The organism is Candidatus Syntrophocurvum alkaliphilum (genome assembly GCF_009734445.1).
Lineage (GTDB): Bacteria > Bacillota > Syntrophomonadia > Syntrophomonadales > Syntrophomonadaceae > Syntrophocurvum > Syntrophocurvum alkaliphilum.
In genome coordinates this window covers 232,751-258,035 of the sequence record NZ_CP046457.1, presented here as the reverse complement: position 1 = coordinate 258,035, position 25,285 = coordinate 232,751, and the positions used below count along the sequence as shown (strand labels likewise).

The 25,285-nt window shown below is 30.3% G+C and carries 21 protein-coding genes; 9 read left to right on the top strand and 12 right to left on the bottom strand.

What is annotated here, in order from left to right; genetic code table 11:
- Nucleotides 1-143: 143 nt before the first annotated feature.
- The 3 genes from SYNTR_RS01235 to SYNTR_RS01225 form a co-directional block, all read right to left on the bottom strand.
- Nucleotides 144-515 carry a hypothetical protein gene (locus SYNTR_RS01235; RefSeq protein WP_197079147.1) on the bottom strand — a complete coding sequence of 124 codons (372 nt, stop codon included), beginning with the start codon at nucleotides 513-515 and terminating at the stop codon, nucleotides 144-146.
- Between the two features lie 47 nt (nucleotides 516-562).
- Nucleotides 563-1,177, bottom strand: coding sequence for a YiiX/YebB-like N1pC/P60 family cysteine hydrolase (locus SYNTR_RS01230; RefSeq protein ID WP_156202802.1), 615 nt, complete (start codon nucleotides 1,175-1,177; stop codon nucleotides 563-565).
- An 87-nt stretch (nucleotides 1,178-1,264) separates the two neighbouring features.
- Nucleotides 1,265-1,648 (bottom strand): CBS domain-containing protein, encoded by a 384-nt coding sequence (locus tag SYNTR_RS01225; RefSeq protein WP_156202801.1) that lies wholly within the window; start codon nucleotides 1,646-1,648, stop codon nucleotides 1,265-1,267.
- A 137-nt stretch (nucleotides 1,649-1,785) separates the two neighbouring features.
- On the opposite strand from SYNTR_RS01225, the gene SYNTR_RS01220 reads away from it, so the two are divergent.
- The 7 genes from SYNTR_RS01220 to SYNTR_RS01190 all read left to right on the top strand — a co-directional run bounded on the left by SYNTR_RS01220 (nucleotide 1,786) and on the right by SYNTR_RS01190 (nucleotide 9,356).
- On the top strand, nucleotides 1,786-1,983 hold the full coding sequence (locus SYNTR_RS01220; RefSeq protein ID WP_156202800.1) for a hypothetical protein: 198 nt from the start codon (nucleotides 1,786-1,788) through the stop codon (nucleotides 1,981-1,983).
- 95 nt (nucleotides 1,984-2,078) lie between these two features.
- Nucleotides 2,079-2,786, top strand: coding sequence for a hypothetical protein (locus SYNTR_RS01215; RefSeq protein WP_156202799.1), 708 nt, complete (start codon nucleotides 2,079-2,081; stop codon nucleotides 2,784-2,786).
- A gap of 11 nt (nucleotides 2,787-2,797) precedes the next feature.
- The gene (locus SYNTR_RS01210; protein WP_156202798.1) at nucleotides 2,798-4,261 is read left to right on the top strand and encodes a hypothetical protein; all 1,464 of its coding nucleotides are present in this window, start codon (nucleotides 2,798-2,800) and stop codon (nucleotides 4,259-4,261) included.
- Nucleotides 4,261-5,838, top strand: coding sequence for a hypothetical protein (locus SYNTR_RS01205; RefSeq protein ID WP_156202797.1), 1,578 nt, complete (start codon nucleotides 4,261-4,263; stop codon nucleotides 5,836-5,838). Before SYNTR_RS01210 ends, SYNTR_RS01205 begins: the two co-directional genes overlap by 1 nt.
- Before the next feature lie 53 nt (nucleotides 5,839-5,891).
- A complete protein-coding gene (locus tag SYNTR_RS01200; protein ID WP_156202796.1) occupies nucleotides 5,892-7,604 on the top strand; it encodes an Hsp70 family protein in 1,713 nt (570 codons plus the stop codon).
- A 201-nt stretch (nucleotides 7,605-7,805) separates the two neighbouring features.
- Complete coding sequence (locus tag SYNTR_RS01195) at nucleotides 7,806-8,201, top strand: PspC domain-containing protein (RefSeq protein ID WP_156202795.1); 396 nt, start codon at nucleotides 7,806-7,808, stop codon at nucleotides 8,199-8,201.
- A gap of 270 nt (nucleotides 8,202-8,471) precedes the next feature.
- Nucleotides 8,472-9,356: a LiaI-LiaF-like domain-containing protein gene (locus tag SYNTR_RS01190; protein ID WP_156202794.1), complete on the top strand. Its 885-nt coding sequence runs from the start codon at nucleotides 8,472-8,474 to the stop codon at nucleotides 9,354-9,356.
- Nucleotides 9,357-9,438: 82 nt separating this feature from the next.
- On the opposite strand, the gene SYNTR_RS01185 is transcribed toward SYNTR_RS01190, so the two are convergent.
- A complete protein-coding gene (locus SYNTR_RS01185) occupies nucleotides 9,439-10,641 on the bottom strand; it encodes a stalk domain-containing protein (RefSeq protein ID WP_156202793.1) in 1,203 nt (400 codons plus the stop codon).
- Nucleotides 10,642-11,016: 375 nt separating this feature from the next.
- On the opposite strand from SYNTR_RS01185, the gene SYNTR_RS01180 reads away from it, so the two are divergent.
- Together SYNTR_RS01180 and SYNTR_RS01175 are read left to right on the top strand one after the other, a co-directional pair.
- Nucleotides 11,017-14,196 carry a PAS domain-containing hybrid sensor histidine kinase/response regulator gene (locus SYNTR_RS01180; RefSeq protein WP_156202792.1) on the top strand — a complete coding sequence of 1,060 codons (3,180 nt, stop codon included), beginning with the start codon at nucleotides 11,017-11,019 and terminating at the stop codon, nucleotides 14,194-14,196.
- 209 nt (nucleotides 14,197-14,405) lie between these two features.
- On the top strand, nucleotides 14,406-15,233 hold the full coding sequence (locus SYNTR_RS01175; RefSeq protein WP_197079146.1) for a DegV family protein: 828 nt from the start codon (nucleotides 14,406-14,408) through the stop codon (nucleotides 15,231-15,233).
- A 157-nt stretch (nucleotides 15,234-15,390) separates the two neighbouring features.
- On the opposite strand, the gene cls is transcribed toward SYNTR_RS01175, so the two are convergent.
- The 8 genes from cls to gatA all read right to left on the bottom strand — a co-directional run bounded on the left by cls (nucleotide 15,391) and on the right by gatA (nucleotide 25,269).
- Nucleotides 15,391-16,938 (bottom strand): cardiolipin synthase, encoded by a 1,548-nt coding sequence (cls, locus tag SYNTR_RS01170; RefSeq protein ID WP_243140208.1) that lies wholly within the window; start codon nucleotides 16,936-16,938, stop codon nucleotides 15,391-15,393.
- Between the two features lie 179 nt (nucleotides 16,939-17,117).
- Nucleotides 17,118-17,999, bottom strand: coding sequence for a methylenetetrahydrofolate reductase [NAD(P)H] (gene metF, locus SYNTR_RS01165; protein WP_156202790.1), 882 nt, complete (start codon nucleotides 17,997-17,999; stop codon nucleotides 17,118-17,120).
- Between the two features lie 109 nt (nucleotides 18,000-18,108).
- Nucleotides 18,109-19,383, bottom strand: a complete 1,275-nt coding sequence (gene icd, locus SYNTR_RS01160; RefSeq protein ID WP_197079145.1) for an NADP-dependent isocitrate dehydrogenase — start codon at nucleotides 19,381-19,383, stop codon at nucleotides 18,109-18,111.
- A 34-nt stretch (nucleotides 19,384-19,417) separates the two neighbouring features.
- Nucleotides 19,418-19,918 (bottom strand): 3-isopropylmalate dehydratase small subunit, encoded by a 501-nt coding sequence (locus tag SYNTR_RS01155; protein WP_156202788.1) that lies wholly within the window; start codon nucleotides 19,916-19,918, stop codon nucleotides 19,418-19,420.
- Between the two features lie 15 nt (nucleotides 19,919-19,933).
- Nucleotides 19,934-21,190: a 3-isopropylmalate dehydratase large subunit gene (locus SYNTR_RS01150; protein ID WP_156202787.1), complete on the bottom strand. Its 1,257-nt coding sequence runs from the start codon at nucleotides 21,188-21,190 to the stop codon at nucleotides 19,934-19,936.
- Nucleotides 21,156-22,364 (bottom strand): homocitrate synthase, encoded by a 1,209-nt coding sequence (gene nifV, locus SYNTR_RS01145; RefSeq protein WP_156202786.1) that lies wholly within the window; start codon nucleotides 22,362-22,364, stop codon nucleotides 21,156-21,158. The genes SYNTR_RS01150 and nifV overlap by 35 nt, the downstream gene beginning before the upstream one ends.
- Nucleotides 22,365-22,368: 4 nt before the next feature.
- Nucleotides 22,369-23,811, bottom strand: a complete 1,443-nt coding sequence (gene gatB, locus SYNTR_RS01140) for an Asp-tRNA(Asn)/Glu-tRNA(Gln) amidotransferase subunit GatB (protein WP_156202785.1) — start codon at nucleotides 23,809-23,811, stop codon at nucleotides 22,369-22,371.
- Nucleotides 23,812-25,269, bottom strand: coding sequence for an Asp-tRNA(Asn)/Glu-tRNA(Gln) amidotransferase subunit GatA (gene gatA / locus SYNTR_RS01135; protein WP_156202784.1), 1,458 nt, complete (start codon nucleotides 25,267-25,269; stop codon nucleotides 23,812-23,814).
- Nucleotides 25,270-25,285 lie beyond the last annotated feature (16 nt).

Below are 25,285 nucleotides of genomic sequence, written 5' to 3'. Positions count from 1 at the left end.
ACATACTAGTTTATTTTTTTTAGCTATACTAATATATAAACTCATTCCGGCTTTACTATAGCCCGTTGGTTAGTTTTCATTTCATCGTTGCTGGGCGATCCAGTTTTCGGTGCAATAAAACCGATCAACGGGTATTTTACAGGTCATTTCTTCATTAAACCTATTATAAATACTCCAATTATAAATAATGATGAACCTAGCATACCATAGTAATATAAGGGTTTATCAAAAATAGCTACAGCAGGCAATATTGATAAAAGTGGTAATATTGGCATATGCCAAAATTGCAATAAAAAAATAATAAATTCACCAAACCCAAATAAATCAGTTAAATTCGTTATAATCAGCAATGACATTATCAAGCCTGGCATTTGCCAAATAGTAACTGCAATTAAAGACCTAAATCCTTTTAATCGTTTTTTGGCAAGTTTAGCCTCATGCCAAATAAAAAAAACAAAAAGAAAAGATAAGATAATATCAATTATTGAAAAATATGTTGCAGCTATAATTGCCAAAAAAGCTCCTAGGTGTATAAAAAACAACCTTAAAATGGTTATGCCCATCATAATTGCCCCTTATCTTCTAATACTTTTGTTAGGGTGCTATAGTAATAGTCATCTGGCGCAACTAAAATATCATTATTTTCATCAAGATTTACACCTTGTTTATTATAGGCTAACCATATTATATGAGTACAATTAAAATACCGCTGTGAGTTTTTAAATGATAAAGGGAAAAACATTCTATTCTCTTTCTTCAATGCATAGTCAACTGCGTTTTGCCTTACTTTTTTATCTGCATTAACACGTAAAATTGCTATCTCAGGATAGTTTGTATAATGTTGTACAGGATTTAGGGTTACACCATAATCAATATAGCTTTCTAAAACCATATTATTACCAATATATAAGCCAGCATGAGAAAATCTACCATAAGCACAATTTTCCCAACCACCTAATAAAATGTCACCTAGAATAAGTTTTTCGAAATTTATATTATTATTAGCATTAGTAGGATTTCCATAACCATAATTACCTTCTTTAGCCCCTTGGATATAGGTATTAATAATAGAGTCATTTTTTTTGCTCAATAAATGAATATTATCAAAAAATATTATTGTTGTTAAAAAAATAAAAACAAGTGGAAATACAAATAATTTCAACTTCTTAAGCAACATTGTTTATCTCCTTTAAGTAAAAAAGCCATGAGGATAATAATTCCTATATGGCTTAATTTGATTCATTCTATTGTTATACCACAATATCTATTTTTCCTGCATAATTTTTATAAATAACTCAAGAATATCAAAATCACTTATAATCCCTACAAGCTGATCTGATTCTATAACTGGCAAACCACTTATTTTCTTTTCTTTTAGTAGAATGGCAGCATCGACTACATCATCATCAGGTCCAATTACCCATGGATTTTTAGTCATAACCCATTCAACTGGTGTCTCAGGAATTATACCAGGTCTTCTTATTGCTTTTTCTATATCGTGTTGAACAATTAAACCGACCAACTTATCATTTTCTAATACAGGAAGTCTCCTTATTTTATTTTCATTCATGATACATAATGCACCATCTATTGATTTACGCGCATCCACAGTAATAACATTTGTTTGCATAACATCTTTAACTTTCATTATAATACACCCCTTTATATCTATTTTAATAAAACATTAAAATTTTTCTAGGTTAAATCAACATTTTACTCATTTTCCCAAATCTATTTAGTAACACTTTTAATTATTTTTTTATACTGTAAATAGAGGTGAAAAATATGAAACAAACCTATAAAATATCTAGTTTTTTAATAGATGACTATAAATTTATCGCTAAACATATAGTCAATAAATCTATAACTCAAATTATTGAATTTACTGAAACACATATATCTATTATGCTTGATGATGGAACTATTATTTCTTTTTCTAATCTTGAAGATGAATTAATACTAGATATAAAATGTTTATATTAATGTTAATACTTTTTCTCAAATTAACCATTTTTATTTATCCTATAAAACTTTTTATAAGTAAGTTACAATAAAATAAAATCCTTGTGGTGATTTTGTTGCGAAGTCTATTAAGAAAGATAAATAAACATGTTCAATTATCAAGTTTAGAGTATAGTCAATTAATGAATTATATTAAAGACTTAAAAGAAAACTCTCCTGAATCTTATAGAGTTTTTTATTTTAAATATAGTAAGATTTTAAATGATTATTATAATATCTATTTAACTGAGTTCACATGTGGTTTTGATGATTTAATAAATCATTTGTTATTTAATCCTAAATTAGTAAATAAAATAACAAATGGTTCAATAACTTATGATTTATTCCCAACTCACATGCACGAATACATTATTAAAGTATTTGGTGGTTGCATAAACTATGAAACAATAGAACAACTTAAGGATATATTTCATCCTTCATTAACTGAAGATATACCTAGACCACGGTTAGAAGAAATAGTTTATAAATATGAAGATTCTAACCCTTATAAAGAACAAGGTTTAAAAACACACTTCGAAAGAATTGGGCGTTACTCTTTCGTTACCCGTTTGCAAAGTATTCGTTATTTAACAAAAAATAAAGCCAAAAATGATCGAGTTGAATTCATCCGCCCCGATTTATTAGGAGGAATTTTTACTAACAAACAGAAATCAATCTACTATTATATATTCTTGACTGAAGCAGAAGAGTCTAAAGCAAAAAACGCTTGTAGAATACTTAATAGAACTCTATATTCTAGTACTAAGTCAAAAGATATTTTTTAGGAGAATCTATTGTGGATAAAATACTTGCCGAGTTTCAACACTCTCTTCAATCGGACAACCTTTTTGAAATCTGGGAAAAAGAACTTGATATTCGCCTCAAACTCCGAAATTCTAATATACAGCCTAATAATATAGTTATTGAAAATGAAGAAACAATTGAGCTATTAAAAAGATCTCTTTATTATTCTCATAAAAAAGAGATCTTTTATAAAATTTTATACAATAATATGAATAATTTAATAACAGTTAAATGGTTACAAAAAACCCCTTTTATTATCAAAGAATTTTTAGAATTTATTCCTTATCATATAATAAAAACAAATCCACAAGGTAAGGATCTTAATTTCTTAATTAATATTTATCAAGATAAATATTTGAGTAGCTTTACTAAGATTGTTAATGTATTAGATATTAATAATTGCACTTATCTACTATCCCGAACCGGAAATCAAAACTTTAAAAACTTATTAAAAGAACGAGAATCGTATATTATTAACCAATCTAAAAGCAATCATTATGGTTTGCTTGAACTTAACGATCTCCCTATATTTGAAGATACACCTTTTGGAAAAAAATCAGAACTTGTTTCTAGTGCAATTAATTTAGTAACCTCTAGTTCAGTGTCTAACTTTCAAGACCCCTATGGTCCTGAAAGAGTAAACACACTTTTAAATGCTTGTGATAATATTTTTATGGTTGGTCTTATAGAAGATTCTCTTGCTACTTTGTTAGAACTATATGAAGACTTTAGTAATAAGAATCGTTTAGTAAACCTTATTGACGAAGAAACCGTATACAAAAATATGAATAAACTATTACGCAAAGTAGTTCCCACTTACACTCTTTTAGCTAGCTCTACCTCTCCTTACAATAATGCCCAGATGATTTATAAGAAGTTGTTTGAGAAGTTTTCACCAGATCCTGCTTCATTGCATTACTTATTAATTTATGAAAGAGTAAGAACAAATTTATATGAAATAAACAAATTCGCATCTTATGAGTTTTTAGAAATTATAAACAAAATATATAGCTATAGACCTCATGATGATTTTGTAGAACTATATAATATTTATATTAATGAACCAAATAATAATATTTTATTCCAGCTAAAAAATATAGGAGAACAAAGGATATACTCGTTACCAAATGAAGCTTTTGTAATTTTTGAATTATTAAGATTAATAATTCAACAAGAGAATATCAGTGACCCTTATTTAGCTTCTAGTCTTTTGAAAAATTACTATCAATTATGGAAATGGATACCTTGCAACTTATTTTTACACAAAGAAATTTTAGATCAATTAGCAATACAAGATGACGATAATTTGCGCAAAGAAACAGAATTTTTAGTTTCTAACATGAAAAATATGAATGACTTATTCTCTGAGTTTAAATTAAAACCTAAATTGTTTCTTAAAAAAGATGCTAACGCAAAACTAGAACTAGTACTAGCAAAGTTGATGGGGGCAATATAATGAACACTAATTTAAAAGATAATAAAAATTATATAGAAAATCTAAACATTTTTATAGAAAAGCTTAGTAATGAAATTGAGGCTAAAATAACTAATTCATTAACTAATTCAGATATAGATAATTACATATATGAAATTAACACATTCTACTATAAAAGTTTTCATGAAGAATTTTTTCCGTTTTATAAAAAACAAATCGAAAAAGATATATCTACTTTATATGGCATTAGTCGCCAAGAAGATATGATTAAAAAAGATATTATGGCAAATATTAAACGTTATGCTAAATTATATAACCAACTTAAATCAATTACGTCTGTGTTGTCTGAGTCTTATGAAAGTGTAAATAGTCATTTGCTTAAAATTATTCGCGAACAGGATAAACGTACATATGAATTATTATATGCACTTAAAAAAGTAGAAGACAGTTTAATCGAGCTAGATAATTTAATAAAGCTAGTTAATGAATTCCATAAAGATAAAGATTTGATTAATATTTTAAATAAATATCCGGGTCATGTGTCAGCTGTCAAGCTGTTTAATATAATAGATATGAGTGACTCTAAGCAAGCAGAAACTATTAATAAACTTCTAATTAACCTACAATATAACATTAAGCTATTAGTTAAAATACAAGTTTTAAATGATAATTTTATTGACAATGCTTCATTAATTATTAGTGAGCTTAAAGAAAACACCTTAAACTTATTAAAAGAAAAAACCCCTGCTAATTTACAAATTTTTTATGAGCATCACCTAAAAAATCAGTTTTTAATGTACTTAGAGTTATTAACCATGTATATTAAAGTCAAGGATAAAGATAAAGTAATTAAAATATCCCAAGAATTTGAGGATTGGCTAGTTTCTTTTGTTAAGCTAATTGAAAAAACAGTTGTTTATGAAACAAATGAAAAAAAGTTCTTATTAGATAACATATCCCAAGTTATTCAATTAGATTTTGCTATGATTTCAAAATTACAATCAAAAAACACTAAGACATCGGATAAAATTAAAAATATAATAAATGATTTATCTGATTCAAGTGAACCCGATCTAGATTTTTTTACCAAACACACTATAGATGAACTTAGTGATGTAACTGAATTTTTTAATATGATTAGTAATAACCCAGTGTTAAAATCATTTGGAATCATTTCATCAGCAACAATAAAAGTAAATATGGAACTTTCATTGTTAGAAACGAAATTAAATTTACTAAAAGAAAAAGTTAACCACTCTACTAATGTTACTAATCAATTTTTAAATATTATTAATATCCTTAATGTATATTTAAATACCTTATCTAATATCAGAGGGGACTTAGAAAGGCTGTTAGCCCCAAGGAATATTAATCGTACTTGGAAAGATATTAATATTCGAGTAGAAAGAATACAAATAGAAAAAGATAAAGAATTTCCAAGTGACTATTTATATCTATTGGATAAAGCACGAATTGAAACAAAAATATCTCCTAATGTAAAACCTAATACTGTTTTGCATGAAGAAGGAGACATTTTTATTATTACAGTAGATGAGAATATAGAAGAAGAAGTTCCTTATATAGTTGTTAGTGCTTAACAACTATATAAATTATATATTATCAAAACAAAGCGTTATAAGGAGCTATATAAATGCATTTAGGAATTGACTTTGGTACTTCTTATACTAAATTAGGTTATTTTGAAGAAGGTAAAATAGTTAATATATTAGGTGAAGGCAATTCAATACCTAGCGTTGTTTCTTATATACCTATTCAAGACAAACTATATTTTGGTGATGTTGCTTTACGCTTAAATGAACCAAATGCAATAACAGCTCAATACTTTAAGTTAGAGTTAAAAAGAAATCTTAATTTTAGGCTTGGTAATTATAATTTAAAGTCTATTATTTATAAGTTTTTTGTATATTTAAATAATACATACATACATCCCTTAGGAGCAACTATTCAATCTATTAGTATATCAATTCCTAATTATTTTGGATTAAATGCTAGACATATATTGCTTCATAGTATCAGAAAAGCCTTTAACATAAACGATGTTTATTTAATACCCGAACCAATAGCAGCTCTTATAGGTTATAACCATTCTACAAACCTACCCCTTTCTGGAGATATTTTAAGCATTGATATTGGTGGTGGTACAAGTGACTTTAGTTTTCTAACAGTGGCCGCAGATAATAATCAAGTTGTTTTAGAAACTCAATTTCAAGCTGGCCATGATGCTTTTAGTGGTTCAGAGATAGATCGCGGAATATTAAGAAATATTTTATTTCCTGCTTATACAATACAAACAGGAAAAGTTATACCAGAAGAAATCGTCACAGAAAAAATAAAAAACCCTAAACAAAGCTATATTCTTAATCGTATGTTAAGAACTGCTGAAAAATTAAAAATTGATTTTACTGCAAATGAAGAATTCTACCTGAATGAAGCGGATTTTTATGATCATAATTCACTAGTTATGTTTGTTGATAAAAATCAATACCTAAATAGTCTTGAAAAAATATATAACCGGTTAGAGAATTACCTAAATAATCGTGTTCTACATAAAGCACGACATCTAGGATTAGTTGATGATAATAAATTCGATTTTGATTATGTATTATTAGTTGGAGGTGGATCACTCGCTTCTGGTGTAAAAGAGCTAATACAAGATACTTTTCAAGATGTATTTATAGTAATACCAGAAGAACCAGAGTTTAATGTATTAAAAGGGTTATGTGCATATAAGAATAAAGATTATGATTTTTCAAACATTAAGAGTATTTATCCCTTTAATTTCTATATAGAATCTTATGATTTAGAAAATGAGAATTCATCTCTGGAAAAAATACCTTTTGATACTAAGAATATAGAGCTTGATTTTAACCAAAGCTACAAAATTATATCTCTTGATAAAACAAGTTCATATAATTTATCTCCTTACTCTGATGAAGTCAAATTTAGAATTTATGAAGTAGAGGAAGAAGATGAAAGCTATTTTTCACAACAAAGATTTAGTGGCCAAGATATTGTCTTAGATTTCATTCATTCTAAAAACGAATTACCTGATACAGTACATATTTACTTAAATTTTATCGAATCTAAACTACAGGTTAGTCATGAAATAAAGTTAGTACATGAAGATTTTAACTACTTTCCAAATTTAATAAAGAAGCAAAAAGATATTTATAAGTTATTAAGTGAGTATAAATATACCGATCAAAATCTTCTTGAAGATTTTAAAAAACATATAGATAAATTAGAACATTATTCAGAAAAGCCCTATAGCAACCATTCAACTACAACTCTTTTCAAATTATATGCTATGCTACAATTGTTGAAAAATAATATTAGTAATTAAGTTATAAGCCTAATTCTAATTATTTATTTCTTTGTTAAACCCATCTTTTTAGAAGAATTATCATTTCAAGCAATTCTTCTAATATAATTAACTAATTCTTCACTCAATGCATAATAATAAACATATTAATTAAAGTTTACCTTACCATTATTATATTTCAGGGTGTTATACTTAAAAAAACGCAGGGAGGAGTTTATATATATGCAAAAGAAATTGTATCGTTCTTCAAGTCAAAAAATATTTGGGGGCGTTTGTGGTGGTTTAGCTGAATATTTTGAAGTTGATGTAACACTAGTTAGACTTATTTGTGTTTTGATTATTTTAGCCCCTGCGGGATTAGGTTTGCTTTTTTACTTGATTGCTTGGATTATTGTACCTATTTCCCCTTATGAAGATATAGCAAATCAAACTGCTAATAATATTGATACTAGTAATGTCGATACCAATAATAATGCAACAAAATTTATGGGCATAGCTTTAATTCTTATTGGTGTTCTTTTTCTTTTAAACAGTTTTTATTATATATCTTTAGCTAAGTTATGGCCTATTATAATCGTTGTACTTGGTATTTATATTATAGTTAATGCACGAAAGTAACTACTGGTTTTACTGTGAAAAGCTAAATTTAGACTATGGAATCGGCTGAGCTAACTTGTTTATCACGCCACTCATCGGTCTTTACCTCCATTTTAGCTTAGCACTTATTATCTAAAATGATTTTTATTTTATTTACACTTAGACGTGATCATTTCACCACACCTTGCTACTTAAGAACTTAGATAAACATGTTTGCTCAGTCTTATGTTTTTTGTAGTTACTTTTTGCAGCAGAATCAACTACTTATTCTTCTAGAAAGGAACATTTTTTATGGAAAACAATAATCGTTTATTTGCAGGCATTCTTCTCGTTGTAATAGGTACCATGCTTTTATTAAATACATTTAATATTATAAACTGGCCAATACTTGCATTTTATATAAGCTACTGGCCCCTTTTATTTATAATTATTGGCCTAAATATTTTACTTAGTAGAAAAATAGTTCTCAAGATAATACTTTGGATGGTTGTTATTTTATTACCACTAACAGCTAATTTTTTTCCATATCCAAATTCATCATTTATAGGGTATTTTTATACAAACCCAGCAACTAAAAGTGAAAGTTTTGCTGTTTCTCATGATAAAAAAGCTGAAACATCATCATTAGTTATTGATTTTGATCAAGGAACTATAAATATGGCTTCTTCTTCAGAGGGTAAACTATTATCTGGAATTATATCTCATCAAGGTTCTTTCATATTAGATGAGGATTATATTAATGATACAGCCAAAATTTATATGAAGCTTAAATATGCTAATAACGTTAAGAATGTTTTTAACTTAAACCTTTATGATAACATCCCATGGGATATCACTTTAAATAATGGAGCTTCAAACGCAAATTTAGATCTAAGTAACCTTATTATAAATAAGCTAGATATTAATTCGGGAGCAACTAATTTAGATATTAAGCTATCTGCAAAAAATACCGAATCAAACGTATTTATAGATACAGGTGCATCCAATATTGATATCAAGGTACCTTCTAGTGCAGGTGTTAAAGCAAAGGTAAATGCCCCCCTTGCCACAAAAAACTGGGCTGGAGAGTGGTTTGAAAAAGAAGATTATGTGGTATCAAGTAATTATGAAAAAGCCGAATCGAAAATTTATATTGAATTAAGTTCGGGAATATCAAGAATAAATATTATCCACTAAGTATGGTGTCTGTCATCTCTTTTTTCGACAATATAAAAAGCAGTCTAGATATAGTTTTCTTCTAGACTGCTTTTTTATTGGTTTATTTATAGAGTAGGCCTCTTAATCTTTCATTTTCCAATTTAAGCTCTTGGTTTTCTTTTTCTAACTGTTCAATCCTCTGTTCCAGTGTTAATTCTTTTACAGCTTTAGTAAGATCCGGTATTTTCATATAATGCTTCAATATAGTATGACCATATGTATCATTAGCACTCATAGCTTCTTCTAAACTAGAATAACTAGTTCTTGAATAACCCGGGAATGCCCATTTACCTCCTAAATCTATCCAATTAGGAGCACTTCCTCGATTAACTAATCTAAAACGCGGGCTTACAAGCTCTTTATCTGAGGGTAAAGATTTGGTTGAAGCATACGCAAATAAATGTTGCATTTGAGCCTCTACACCAGTAACAGGTTTATCAAAAAATGCTCCATGTTTAGTATCAGGTTTATACCATACTCGATTTGGATCCGCTCCCCTAATGTCAATATCTTCTTCAGTTTTTACACTACCAGTGGTCCCTAAACCACAATAATTATTTTGATCTACAATGGCATCTCCTCCGAACCTCCACCAACCTGTTTCATGTGCTGCTTGGAAAAATGCTATATCTCCTCTAATACCATAGTCCTCACCGACATCTAAATAAAGTTGTGCTAGTTTATAATAAGTAGTTGCAATAGAGCTAAGGTATTCATCTTTTTTAGCTGATGTTAAATTTTTAAATTCACTTGAATTCTTAGTAATTATCTTATTTAAAAGCTTAACTTCTTCTGTAGTAAGCTCATTCTTATCAGCAGTTACATTAATTTGAGCCCTAGTTACATAGTAATCTAATTCATTATCAGAAATATTAGGATATATTCTGACCACACCTTCTTTTAAAGCTACCTTCGTTATCTGTTTTGAAGTAGCAAATGATTCTCCAAAAATAGTTTGCTCAAAAATTTCTTCACTTGTAAGTATCTCTTTAGGTGTCTCTTCCTTTTTGGTTTCAATAATTACATATCTATCTTCTTCTAACCAATCCACCTTCATACCTAGTCCTTCACTAATTGCTCTTAGTGGAACCATTGTCCTATCATTAATTATAGTTGGTGGAACATCGGTTTCTAATTCTACACCATCAACAAAAACTTTAACTGGTAAATTAGCATCTACATTTTTTGAAAACATTAATAACGGAAACATAAAAGCAAAAAATGTTACTAGGGCTATTACCTTAAAATACTTAAAACGACTCAATTCTATCCCTCCCGCAAATAATAAAAGCTTACCTTAAATGAAGTGTTTTTACAGATATTGAACATATTCCCTATCAACATGGCTTAATCCTTTTTTTTCGACAAGAATTGTTGAAAAAATTACCTTATATATACTACAAAATTATGGTTACAAACTTACAGCTGTTGAAAATCAAACACTCTATAACCGTGTTTAAAAATATTTATAGACTAATATTATTAATTTTTACTAGTTTAGACCGTGTTCGTCATTAAATCTAAAAAATTTCGCTGTAATGGAGTCATAAGGAGACAAGATTTTTGCCATTTATAGTGTATCGTATATTTACGCTTAATTTGGATGTCAGTATGGGGAGATTAATGGGGGGACAAGAAAATGATGCACATTATAAATCGAAATAGATTAAGTATAGCACTTTTATTACTAAGTATAATCGTAATCATTGTATTAGCTGAACGTATTATGGCAATTCAAGGCCTTAGTAGTTCATTTTTTGACATAATTATCATACCTCTTGTTTTAATCACTTTAAGTACCATAGTTTTAATTTATATGGAGCTTACTAATTCACTCCATGAAAAAGCCATTTATAATATTGTAAAACCAAGCTCTCTAAGATTTAATAATAACGATTATCAATCATTAATTAACATGTTAACTGAAATAATTTTTATATTTGATATCAATAAAAAAAGAATTACCTTCATTAGTAATACAGTTGAAAATATTCTAGGTTATACAACAGATGAATTAATAAAACATAAAAACCTCATTGAGCTTATACATCCAGAAGATAGAGAAAAAATAAAAGAACTACATGCTCTTATTGAAAAGCAAAAAGAAAATAAGTTTTTTTCTATACCAGTTATTACAATAAGGTGCCTATGTAAAAACGACAATTATATCCACCTAGAAATGTCTTCTACACCTATTGCCAAAAACTCAAAAGTTAAAATTATTACAACTGCCCGTAATATAAGTGAGCGCATAGAAATGGAAGAAAAATTAAAGCATTCAGAAGAAAGATATAGATACATAGTAGAAAACTCATATAACATTATTTATAAAACCGACAAGAACATGTGTATTACCTATATTAATCAGGCAGTTAAAAACCAATTAGGAATGGATCCTGAAATATTCATCGGCACACATACATCTGATTGGGTAGATTGGAAAGATGAACAAGAACGTCAAGAAAAAATAAAGCAAGCAAATTTTAAAAATACTCAATTTAAATTTAATTATAAAATGCAGCTTCCTGATCAATATATTTATATTAGTGAAATTGCCCAGCCAATTTTTGACAAAAACAATAGGATAAATGGGTGGCTATTCATAGCAAACAACATTACAGAGCAGTACATAACCCAAAAGCTCTTACAAGATTCTGAAAAAAAATATCGTTCACTCTATGACAATGCTCAAGTAGGATTAATTACAACCTCTATTGATGGCTCAATAACATATATGGTAAATCAAAAACTAGTTGAAATGTTTGGCTATAGTAGAAAAGATGAACTAATAGAAAAACCATCGCTAAATTTTTGGGCTAATAAATCAGATCGAGATCATCTAATGTCTCTATTAAAAGATAACCATTTTGTAAGTCAGTTTGAAATGAAAGGACTTTGTAAAGATGGAACAATAAAGTATTTTGAGCTTTATGCACGTTATAATCCTAATATGCAAGTAATTGAAACTAACATAATAGATATCAATGATCGAAAGTTAGCTGAAGATAAAATTAAATATCAAGCTCATTTATTAGCTAATATACAAGAAAGTATAATTGTATTGGATACTGATGGAAATTTTTCTTATATTAATAGACAAGCTGAAAAATTATTTGGTCTATCATCAGAATTCCTATACAAACAAAATATTTTGGATATTGTTAATCTTCCACTTGAAAAACTAGAAATGATAAAAAACTTAGTTCTCTCAGGTGAAAGTTGGCAAGAGGAAACATCATTTTTAGTAAATAATAAAGATAGAACATTTATGCATCGAATAGATGCACTTAGACAAGATGATATTATTACTGGTATAACTATTATTTCAACAGATATCACAGAACTTGTTGAAACACGCAGAAAAGCTGAAAGTGCGAATGTGGCAAAAAGTCAATTTTTAGCAAATATGAGTCATGAAATACGTACTCCTATGATAGGTATTTTAGGGTGTGCTGATTTATTAGAACAAAATGCCTTAAGTGAAGAACAAGTAGAAAACGTAAAAATAATTCGCGAATGTGGTGGACAACTTCTACAGCTACTTAATGAAATATTAGATGTATCTAAAATTGAAGTTGGACTAATAGAGTTAAACCCTGAACCAACTGATATAACTGATTTACTAAAAAAATGTATTAGTGTCATTGAGCCATCACTTAGAGATAAAGGCTTAGACTTAAAGATAAATATAGATTATGACCCTAAACAAATTTATACAGATCAAATAAAATTGCGCCAAATAATAACTAATCTTTTATATAATGCAGTTAAATTTACTCATAAAGGATATATAAATATAGAAACTGATTGGCAAACTACTACAGACGATAAAAATTGGTTATACATTTCAATAACCGATACTGGTATTGGAATACCAGAAAATAAGATGCCTTTCATATTTGACCCATTCACTCAGGGCGATAGTTCTACAGTACGAGAATATGGAGGCACTGGTCTTGGTTTATATATCTGTAATAAATTAATAGAATTAATGGGCGGAACAATAGAAGTTAGAAGCCAAGTAAATAAGGGGTCTGTATTTACATTCCAAATACCAGTAGATACAGTTAACGAGACTATGCATGAGTGTTTACCTGAGCAGATTAATTTATATGATGACAATGATTTGTTTAATGGTTTCATTCCCATATCAGTTTTAATAGTAGAAGATAATGAGCTTAATCAAAGTATTGTAGGACAGGCTTTAAGTAATTATGGATTTGAAGTACAAGCAGTAAATAATGGATTAGAATGTATCAGTATTCTAAAAAGATATTCATTTGATATTATACTTATGGATATGCAAATGCCTCTAATGGATGGATATGAAGCAACCCAAATTATTAAACAAAATAAAAATTTAAAGCATATACCTATCATAGCTATGACTGCAAATGCAATGACAGGAGATAAAGAAAAATGTTTATCCTATGGATGTGATTCATATGTAGCAAAACCTTTTAAAACTGAACAACTTATTAAAGAAATTAAAAAATTTACTAATCACGAATATTTAAGAAAAAAAGCTACACATCATGATTCAAACCAGTTAATAGATAGCTTAATACCTGAGTTTATAGAAATAATGAGGGAAATGATAAATGAATTAGATCATGCAGTTAAAACAAAAGATAAAAACTTAATAAAAAGTATAAGTCATGATATTAAAGGAACAGCAGGTATGTATGGATATACAAGTCTATCAAAAACCGCAGAATTTATTGAAAATGCAGCAACTGAAGGCAATTATTCAAAACTACCAATATTAGCAAATAGATTACAAAACAATTTTGAAAACATCAATTCAGAAGTGTCTTAATACTGATTTTATAAAAGAAAAAAGAAAGGTAAAAATACTATATAATAGAAAAGGGAACAATAGTTTCCTTTTCTATTTTTTACACTTTTCTAAACAAGCTCTAGCATATAAAATATTTTATAATAATATTATTTATTGACAGTGTTTATAAAAATATGTATTATAAGCTAGTTATTATTCAGAATTTTTCGACAACAAGGAGGTTAGCAATGATGAGGGTTGTAATTACAGATAGTACAGCATATTTGCCAGATGACTATATAAAAGAAAATAACATTAAAGTTGTACCTTTAAATGTACATCTTGGAAATGAAGTATTTAAAGAAGGTTATTATGATAACAAAACTTATTATAATAGATTAAGAAATGAAAAAATATTCCCTTCTACATCTCAGCCAGCAGTAGGTGAATTTCTAGAAATATATGAACAGCTAAAGCCAGGTGATGAGGCTTTTGTTATTGTTTTGTCTGCTGCTTTATCTGGTACGTATCAATCTGCAGAAATGGCAAAGGATTTATTAAAGACTGATAATATTAAAATACATCTTGTAGATTCTAAGTCAGCAGCTATTGGCTTAGGTTTTCAAATTTATAAAGTTCAAGAAATGTTAGACTCAAATGAAACTACTGAAAATATTATTAATGAAATATACAAAATTCAGCAGAATGGTAAGCTGTTTTTTGCTGTGGGAAATCTAGAATACCTAGTGCGTGGCGGCAGAGTTAGTCATCTAAGCGGTTTTTTAGGTAATATACTACAAATGAAGCCTATTTTAACTTTAGAGGATGGTAAAATTAGTTTACATGAAAAAGTTAGAACTAGCCAAAAAGCTTATCATAAAATGATGGATTATCTTATTACTGATATTGATAAAATTGAAAAAATTTCATTATTACATGTAGATGCTTTAGAAGAACTTAAAATATTAGAAGAAATTTTAAGGGCACACTATACAGGACCTATAGTGGTAACCGAACCAGGTCCAGTAATCGGTTCACATGTAGGTCCAGGTACTGTTGGTATAGCGTATTATTAGATAATTAATAATAATTTAATTTTGGTTTAACTGCAAAAAGCTAAGCTAAGGCTATGGAATCGGCCGAGCAAACATGTTTATCATGCAATTAATGAGGGAAAGATAGGCTTTCCCTCATTTGTTTTTTAACGTATATATTCATATTCATCTTTATTTACTATAATAATGGGGAAAGTAATCTGCCTACTGATTCTTTAAATTTATCTGATAGGTTTCTATTTTTATAATCAGATAAACTAACTTCTTTACTATCTTTTATATCTTCAATAAAGTCGTTTTCTAGTTCTTCAATTCGTAGGCTTTTATATATTATTGCATTAAGTTCAAAATCAAGCTGAAAACTTCGTATATCCATATTAGCACTTCCTACTGAAGCTACTACCCCATCTACAATTAATACCTTTGAATGAACAAACCCCTTCTGGTACTGATATATTTTAACTCCAGCTTCAAGTAATTCTTCAAAATATGACTTTGTAGCCCAATAAACTATAAATTTATCTGGTGTTCCTGGAACAATTAGTTTTACATCTACTCCTCCTAGAGCGGCTGTTTTTAAAGCTGTTAATATTGACTCATTTGGAACTAAATAAGGAGTATAAAAATATATTTTTTCAGTTGCAGCTGCCATGGCAACAAAATAAACCTGACTGATTGATTCCCAATGTGAGTCAGGTCCACTGTCTGCTATCTGTATAAGTTCATAACCATAATATTTATAAGTGTTAAAATAACAAAGGTTTTGTATATTTTCACCAGTTGCAAATAGCCAATCTTTCACAAATACTCTTTGCAAAAACATTACTGCTTCGCCTTCTATTTTCAAATGGGTATCACGCCAAAAACCCAAACGGCCTTTATGAACATAATCATCAGAAATGTTTAGCCCACCTACGAATCCAACATTACCATCAATTATTATTATTTTTCTATGGTTTCTGTAATCCACCCTATAACCAGGATACGGTATAAAAATCGGTGCAAAACAAACAGCTTCAGCACCCGCATCTTCAAGTGGTTTGATGTATTTTCGACCTAACTTCCAGCTACCTGCACCATCATATAATACTCTAACTTTGACACCTTGTTTTGCTTTTTTAATTAAAGCATCTCTAAACTGTCTACCTAATTCATCATCTTTTATAACAAATGATTCAACATGTATGTGATGAGTTGCTTGCTCTATACATCTAAATATTTCCGGAAATGCTTCATCACCATTATTAAGTACTTTTGTCGCATTGTTAGTTGTAAAAGGTGATCTGCCATTGTTTAGTAAAAGAGTAAGCAAATTTTTATATTTGTCAAGTTCAATTTGGTTAAACAAACTACCTTCCTGCAAATGTTTTAATTGATATTCTAGTATTTCATCTGGAACCTCTAAATCATAACTATTTCTTTTGTTAAAAAAGTGTCGCCTAGTAATATTGCGCCCTGAAAATAAATATAATATAAATCCTACAACTGGAAAAACAGCTAATATTAATAACCATGCTACCGTTTTATTCGAATCATGTTTTTCTAAAAATATTGTAATAGCAATAAAAATAATTGTTAATGAAAAAAATGCTGAAACAATACTAGTAGCTAAATTTATATCTTTTAAATTTATAGTCATATCTGGAATATGAAAATATAAAATAATACCGGCTAACATTACTAAGAAAGAAAAAATAATTATATTTAAAATTATTTTTTTATTCATGCGTAGCCTCTTTCCTAAATTTACATAACCAATAACAATCTAATATAATTTGCAATTTAATTATAACAAACGCCACCAATAATGATAATAATTTCTTTTACCTAGAGGAAACATCATTTAACGGCATATGCTTGACAACTTAACACAGTGAATATCTTTTTAGCGTTATTAGAATTTTTTTACTTAGTTGTTATCTCTAACCCTACATTTTGGACTATTTCAGCAATTTGTTGAGATTTGTTCATTGTGTATAAATGTACACCTGGTACACCGTTTTTAATTAAATCTTCTACTTGTCGACTAGCATATTCTATACCAGCTTTTTGCATATCTTCTGGGTTATTTTCATATTTATCAACTAATATTAGTAATTTTGCTGGCATTGATGCTCCACATAGATAAATTATTCTTCTAATTTGCTTTGCATTCAAAACTGGCATAATTCCAGGGACAATTGGGCAATTAATGCCTATTTGAGTACATTTTTCAATAAAGTCATAGTAAATACGATTATCGAAGAATAATTGCGTAGTCAAAAAATCTACACCACTATCAACCTTTTGCTTTAAATTATTTAGATCATAACTTAATCGTGAACATTCTGGATGTCCATCAGGATGAGCAGCAGCAGCAATACCAAAGTCACCACTATGTTTATTAATATCTTTTATTAAATCTGAAGCATACATATATTCTTGATTTTTAATATCAAATTCTTGCACACCTCCTGGAATATCACCTCTTAATGCCATAATATTATTTATGTTCTCATTTAACAGTTCATTTAAAATCGAATAAACTTCTTCTTTGCTATGTCCAATAGATGTTAAATGTGCTAATGACTCAATTTTATATTCATTTTTTATCCTTGAAGCAATTTCAACTGTTCTTCCCCTATTACTTCCTCCAGCTCCATAGGTTACACTAATGTACTTTGGATTTAATTTTTTTAGTTCATCTAATGTCTTAAATACTGTTTCTAATGGATAATCCATTTTAGGAGGAAAAATTTCTAATGATAATACCGGTTTCTTACTCTCATACATCTCTACTATTTTCATATAATCCACTCCAAAAACTTTATTACATAAACATATATTTACTAATATATTAAAAAAAACTCCGGATAACAACTCAATTATCCAGAGTTTTTAATTTTATTAAAATAACTTAAAGATTTTTAATTAAGGCATCTGCAAATTCAGATGTTTTTACTTCTTTTGACCCTTCTATACCACGTGCAAAATCATAAGTAACAACTTTACTGGATATTGTCTTTTCCATTGATTTTATTATTAAGTCAGCAGCCTCATGCCAATTTAAGTGACGTAGCATCATTTCACCAGATAGTAAAACTGATGATGGGTTAACCTTATCCTGTCCAGCATATTTAGGAGCTGTACCATGGGTAGCTTCAAATATAGCATGTCCAGTTATATAGTTTATGTTAGCACCAGGTGCTATACCAATTCCACCAACTTGAGCTGCTAATGCATCTGAAATATAGTCACCATTGAGGTTCATAGTAGCAACTACATCGTAGTCTTGAGGTCTAAGTAATATTTGTTGTAAAAAGTTATCTGCTATTAAATCTTTAATTATTATTTTACCAGCTGCTTTAGCTTCATCTTCAGCTTTGTTTGCTGCCTCTTTGCCTTTATCTTCAACAATTTTATCATATTGTTGCCAAGTAAACACCTTGTCTCCATATTCCTCTTCAGCAACATCATAACCCCATTGCTTAAATGCACCTTCAGTAAATTTCATTATATTGCCTTTATGTACTAAGGTTACACTCTTACGACCTTCGTTAATTGCATATTCAATGGCTGCTCTTACTAAACGCTTGGTTCCATCTACAGAGATAGGTTTAATTCCAAGACCTGAGGTTTCTGGAAATCTTATTTTATTAACACCAAACTCATCTTGTAAAAACTTTATAAGCTTATCTACTTCTTTACTACCATTTGCATACTCAATTCCAGCATATATATCTTCTGTGTTTTCACGGAAAATAACCATATCAGTATCTTCAGGTTTTTTCAATGGTGATGGTACTCCTTGAAAATAGCGTACTGGTCTAAGACAAACATATAAATCAAGTTCTTGTCTTAAAGCTACATTTAATGACCTAATTCCACCACCTATTGGAGTTGTTAAAGGCCCCTTTATAGCTACTATGTATTCACGAATTGCTTCTAATGTTTCATTAGGAAGCCACTCACCAGTCTCATTATATGCCTTTTCACCAGCTAATATTTCTTTCCACTCAATTGTTTTTTCACCATTATAAGCTTTAGCTACAGCTGCATCTATCACCCTTGAAGCTGCATTCCATATATCTGGTCCAGTGCCATCTCCTATAATAAAAGGTATAATAGGATGATTTGGAACATTTATAACTCCATTATTAACAGTTATTTTTTCTCCGGTTGCCAATTTCATTTACCTCCTTACATAACATTGCATATTAACTTATTTAATCAAATTTAAAGGTACCATATTTTTTAAAGTGTTCCACTAAACCACCATCAGAAAGTATTTTCAGCATAACCTCAGGGAGTGGTGTTATAGGTATTTCAATCCCTTTAGTTTTATTGTGTAATATACCTCCATGTAAATCCACTTCTAATTCATCTCCTGGATCTATTTGGTCAGTATCACATTCTATAAGAGGCAGACCTGTATTTATACAATTTCTATAAAAAATTCTAGCAAATGATTTTGCTATAACAGCACTAACATCCGCATTTATAATAGCTAATGGTGCTTGCTCCCTAGAAGAACCACAACCAAAATTGGTACCCGCTACTATAAAGTCGCCTTTGCTAACTTTTGAGTAAAAGTCTGGATCTAAATCTTCCATTACATGTTTGGCCAATTCCCTCATATCAAGAGTTTTAAATTTATATCTTCCCGATATTATATAATCGGTATTTACATCATCACCAAATTTGTGAACTTTCCCTTTTAACTCCATTCTTCTCCTCCTAACCTACTTAATAAATTCCCTAGGATCTGTTAGCTTGCCAGTTATCATTGATGCTGCAACTGTAGCTGGTGACCCTAAATATACAAATGCCTTATTATTGCCCATTCTTCCTTTAAAATTGCGATTAGCAGTAGATATAACATTTTCTCCATCTGATGGTACTCCATTATGAGTTCCAACACATGGTCCACAACCAGGAGTAACAACTGCTGCACCTGCTTCTATTAGAACCTCCAAAGTCCCTTCTCTCATTGCTTGAAGCATTATATTACGTGAGGCAGGAGCAACAATTAAACGACTATCCTTATTTATTTTTTGGCCTTTTAAAATTTCTGCTGCAATACGCAAATCTTCCAATCTGCCATTAGTACAAGTGCCTATAACACCTTGTTGCACTGGTAAACCAGCAACTTCACTAATAGGTGAAACATTGTCAACTGTATGGGGTTTTGCAATCTGAGGCTCTAAATTAGAAACATCGTATTCCTTAACTTGTGCATATACAGCATCTGTATCGGCACTTACTGTTTCAAAGTCTTTATCACTATGTTTCTTAACCCATTCTATAGTCTTACCATCAGCTTCCATTAAGCCACATTTTGCACCCATTTCAATAGCCATATTACTAATAGTAAACCTATCATCAATTGATAGCTCTTTTATTGCTTCTCCAACATATTCAGCTGCCATGTAAGTGGCACCATCTGCCGTAACATCTCCAATTAAGTATAAAATTAAGTCCTTAGAATAAACTCCTTTAGGTAGTTTACCATTTAGTACAAACTTAAATGTTTCAGGCACCTTAAACCATATTTTACCTGATATTATCCCAGCAGCCAGATCTGTTGACCCAACTCCTGTAGAAAATACATTTATCGCACCATAAGTACAAGTATGTGAATCTGCTCCAATCACTAAATCCCCAGGGACTACATGTCCCTGCTCAGGAACTAACTGATGACATACACCATCACCAATATCATATAAAATAATATTTTTGTCATTAGCAAAAGTCCTCATTTGCTGATGTAATTCAGATACACCTTCTAATGGACTAGGAGAACTATGGTCAATAACCATCGCTACTCGATTTGGATCAAATACTTTAGATGCTTTCATCTCATCAAATGCTCTTATTGCTAAAGGTGAAGTTCCATCCTGCCCCATTACAAAGTCTAGATCAGCAATGACTATATCATTTGCTTTAACATTTTGACCACTTTTTTTAGATAATATTTTTTCCGCTATTGTTTTGCCCATTTTTTCCCCTCTCTCTCAAAAATTCCTCATATATATATATTAGTTCTTTATCAAATAACGACCTTTTTAAATTAATTGAGGCAGCCCTAATTCTAGCAAGAATATCTTGTGCTTCTTCATCATCAAGCTCTATTTGGTATTCATTAAGAAATTTAGAGCGTACAGCTGCAGTCCCCGAATGTTTGCCTATTACTATTTGCCTTTCTAGCCCTACTTCTTCAGGTGTAAAAACTTCGTAAGTAAGCGGGTTTTTTAGTACACCATCACCATGGACACCAGATTCATGAGCAAATATGTTTGAACCAACAATAGGTTTACTTGCTGGAAGCTTTCTACCAGAAGCCCGAGCAACATATTCAGCAACCTCTCTAAATAGACTGGTATCATAATGTAAATCTAAATTCATTAAATATTTCATGCCCATAATAACTTCCTGCAAGCAAGAATTGCCAGCCCTTTCACCAAGACCATTTATAGTAACTCCTACATAATTTGCTCCTGCATATACTCCTGCTAAAGAATTAGCTGTAGCCATACCAAAATCATTGTGAGTATGCATCTCTATGTTTATTCCTACTGCATCTATTAATGTCTTTATATAACGATAAGTTGTTAAAGGATTTAGTGTGCCTACTGTATCGCAAAATCTTAACCTATTTGCTCCTGCATGCTTGGCTACAAGTGCAAATTCTGTTAAAAACTCTACATCAGATCTGGATGCATCCTCTGCATTTACCGATACATAAAGACCTTTATCTTTAGCAAACTTAACAGTATCAGACATTCTATTTAAGACATCATTTCGAGATGTCTTTAGTTTATGTTCAATGTGAATATCGGATGTAGATATAGAAATTGCTACAGCATCAACTCCACAATCTATAGACTCCTTTACATCACCGATAGCTGCTCTGTTCCATGCCATAATGCTTGATTTTAATCCCATTTGAACTATTTGCTTTATACATTCCTTTTCGCCACCACCCATAACGGGTATTCCTGCTTCGATCTGATCTATGCCTATACTATCTAAATATCTTGCTATTCGGAGCTTTTCTTCATTGGCAAAAACTACTCCGGCAGTTTGTTCACCATCGCGAAGAGTTGTATCAACCATATATACCTTTGATCCTTGTTCAAGGAACCAATCCCTGTTCATAGTGTTCCATGTCATTTTATCACTCCCCGTTTAGTTTTTCTTTAAGCAGTTTATTTACTATCGCTGGATTAGCTTGGCCTTTTGTTGCCTTCATTACCTGTCCAACGAAAAATCCGAATGCTTTCTCCTTCCCTGCTTTATAATCCTCTAATACTTTAGGGTTATTGTTTATTACTTCTTCTATAGTAGCTAAAAGGGTTTCCTCATCAGAAATTTGAACTAAACCCTTTTCCTTTATAATGGCTTCTGGATCTTTACCTGAGTTAAACATCTCTTCAAATACAGTCTTAGCCATTTTACCACTTATAGTTCCTTTGTTTATAAGCTGAAGCATATTTATAAGATGTTCTGGATTTATTTTTGATTCACTTAGTTCTATATTATTTTGGTTTAATAGACGAGTCAATTCTCCCATCATCCAATTAGAAACAACTTTTGCATCTTCGTATTCTTTCATACATTCATCAAAAAATGTCAATACATCTGGTGTCATAGTTAATAGTGAAGCATCATAATTAGGTAGATTATATTTTTCTACTAGCCTTTTTTGAGCCTCATCAGGAAGTTCTGGCAAATTTTCTTTTATATCATTGATAAACGCCTCGTTAAGCTTTATAGGTGGTAAATCTGGGTCAGGGAAATACCTATAATCTTCAGCATCTTCTTTTGTTCTCATGGATTTAGTAACCTGTTTTTCATCATCCCACGTTCGTGTTTCCTGAATAAGTTCTTCACCATCTTCTATAGCATCTACATGTCTTTTTGCTTCAAACTCAATTGCCTTTTCTAATGCTTTAAAAGAGTTTAAGTTCTTAATTTCTACTCTTGTTCCAAACTCTGCTTGACCATAAGGTCTAACTGACACATTAGCATCACAACGCAGTGACCCCTCTTGCATTTTGCAATCTGATACCCCAGCGAATAGTAATATCGATCTCAGTTTTTCTAGATATAAACGAGCTTCAATACCACTTCTCATTTCTGGCTCTGAAACTATTTCCAACAAGGGAACACTCGATCTGTTTAAGTCAACAAGTGATGATGTAGTTGTTGTAATACTACCTTGATGAACAAGTTTTCCTGCGTCTTCTTCTAAATGTGCACGAGTTATACCTATTCTCTTACTTTCTCCACTTATATCTATATCAATATACCCTTTACCACAAATAGGATAATCATATTGTGATATTTGATAAGCTTTGGGTAAATCAGGATAAAAATAGTTCTTTCTATCAAACTTAGAATAATTCGCTATTTCACAGTTTAGAGAAAGTCCTGCTTTTACAGCTAACTCAACAGCTTTTTTATTAAGTACTGGAACTGTGCCGGGAAACCCCGCACAACTAGGGCAAACTTGAGTATTTGGCTCAGCTCCAAAATCTGTAGAACATCCACAAAATATTTTAGTCTTAGTTTTTAGTTCAACATGAACTTCAAGCCCTATTACTGTCTCATAAGCCATTTACTTCACCCCCACTGCTGGTTTAGCTTTATGATAATCTGTGCTTTGCTCAAAAGCATGCCCAGCTTTAATGAGGGTACCCTCATCAAATGGTTTGCCAATTAGCTGCATTCCTATGGGCAATCCATCAGAAAATCCACAAGGTATAGACATACCAGGTAACCCTGCTAAATTCACTGGTACAGTAATAATATCATTTAAATATAATATTATAGGATGATTTATTTGTTCACCTATCTTAAAGGCTGTTGTTGGTGTAGTAGGTGCAACAATTACATCATAATCCTTAAAAACTCTTGTAAAATCATCTCTTACTAGACGCCTAACTTTTTGAGCTTTTAAATAATAGTCTTCATAATTATTCGATCTTAAACTATTTGTGCCAAACAATATTCTTCTTTTCACCTCATTGTTAAATGCAGCCGACCTTGATTGCTTAAACATATCAAGTACATTTTCTGCATTTGTATCTCGATAACCAAACCTTACTCCATCAAAACGAGCTAAATTAGCACTAGCTTCTGCTGGAGCTATAAGATAATATGCAGGCAAAGCATATTCGGTATAAGGTAATGAAACTTCCTCAACCACTGCCCCTAACTCTTCATATTTTTTAAGTGCATTTATTACAGCATCCTTAACTTCTTGGGTAACATATTCTTGGAAATACTCTTTGGGGTATCCTATTTTTAAGCCCTTAATATCTTGGTTAAGAAATTGTGTATAATCTGGAACTTCTACATCTAAACTGTTTGAATCTAATGAATCATACCCCGCTATTTCATTCATTATTATTGCAGTATCTCTAACATCTTTAGTTATTGGACCTGCTTGATCTAAAGATGATGCAAATGCAATTACTCCCCACCTAGATACTCTACCATAAGTTGGCTTCAAACCAACAACACCACAAAATGCTGCTGGCTGTCTTAGGGAGCCCCCTGTATCAGTTCCTAATGCAAACGGTATTTCTCCCGCAGCAACAGCTGCAGCAGAGCCTCCTGAAGAACCTCCTGGCACCCTTTCTAAATCCCAAGGATTACATGTAAGATGAAAAGCTGACCGTTCAGTTGAAGAGCCCATAGCAAATTCATCCATGTTTAATTTCCCCATAAGTATAGCATCCTGCTCTCTTAATTTAACAGTAGCTGATGCATTATAGGTAGGAACAAAATTTTCCAACATTTTAGAAGAACAAGTAGTTCTAAAATCAGATGTACAAAAAATATCCTTTAAAGCATATGGAATACCTGCTAAACCATTATATTCATTCTTGGCATCTATTTTTTTTGCATTCTCTAATATATTTTTCTCATCAGCTAATGTTATAAATGATTTTATGGTATTTTCAACTTCATTTATTCTCTTATATATTGATTTCACAATTTCTTCAGAGCTTATTTCTCTTTTTTTAATTTTTTCTTGCAGTTCATAAACAGTTAATTCAAATAGCTCCATAAAGTACTCCTCCTTG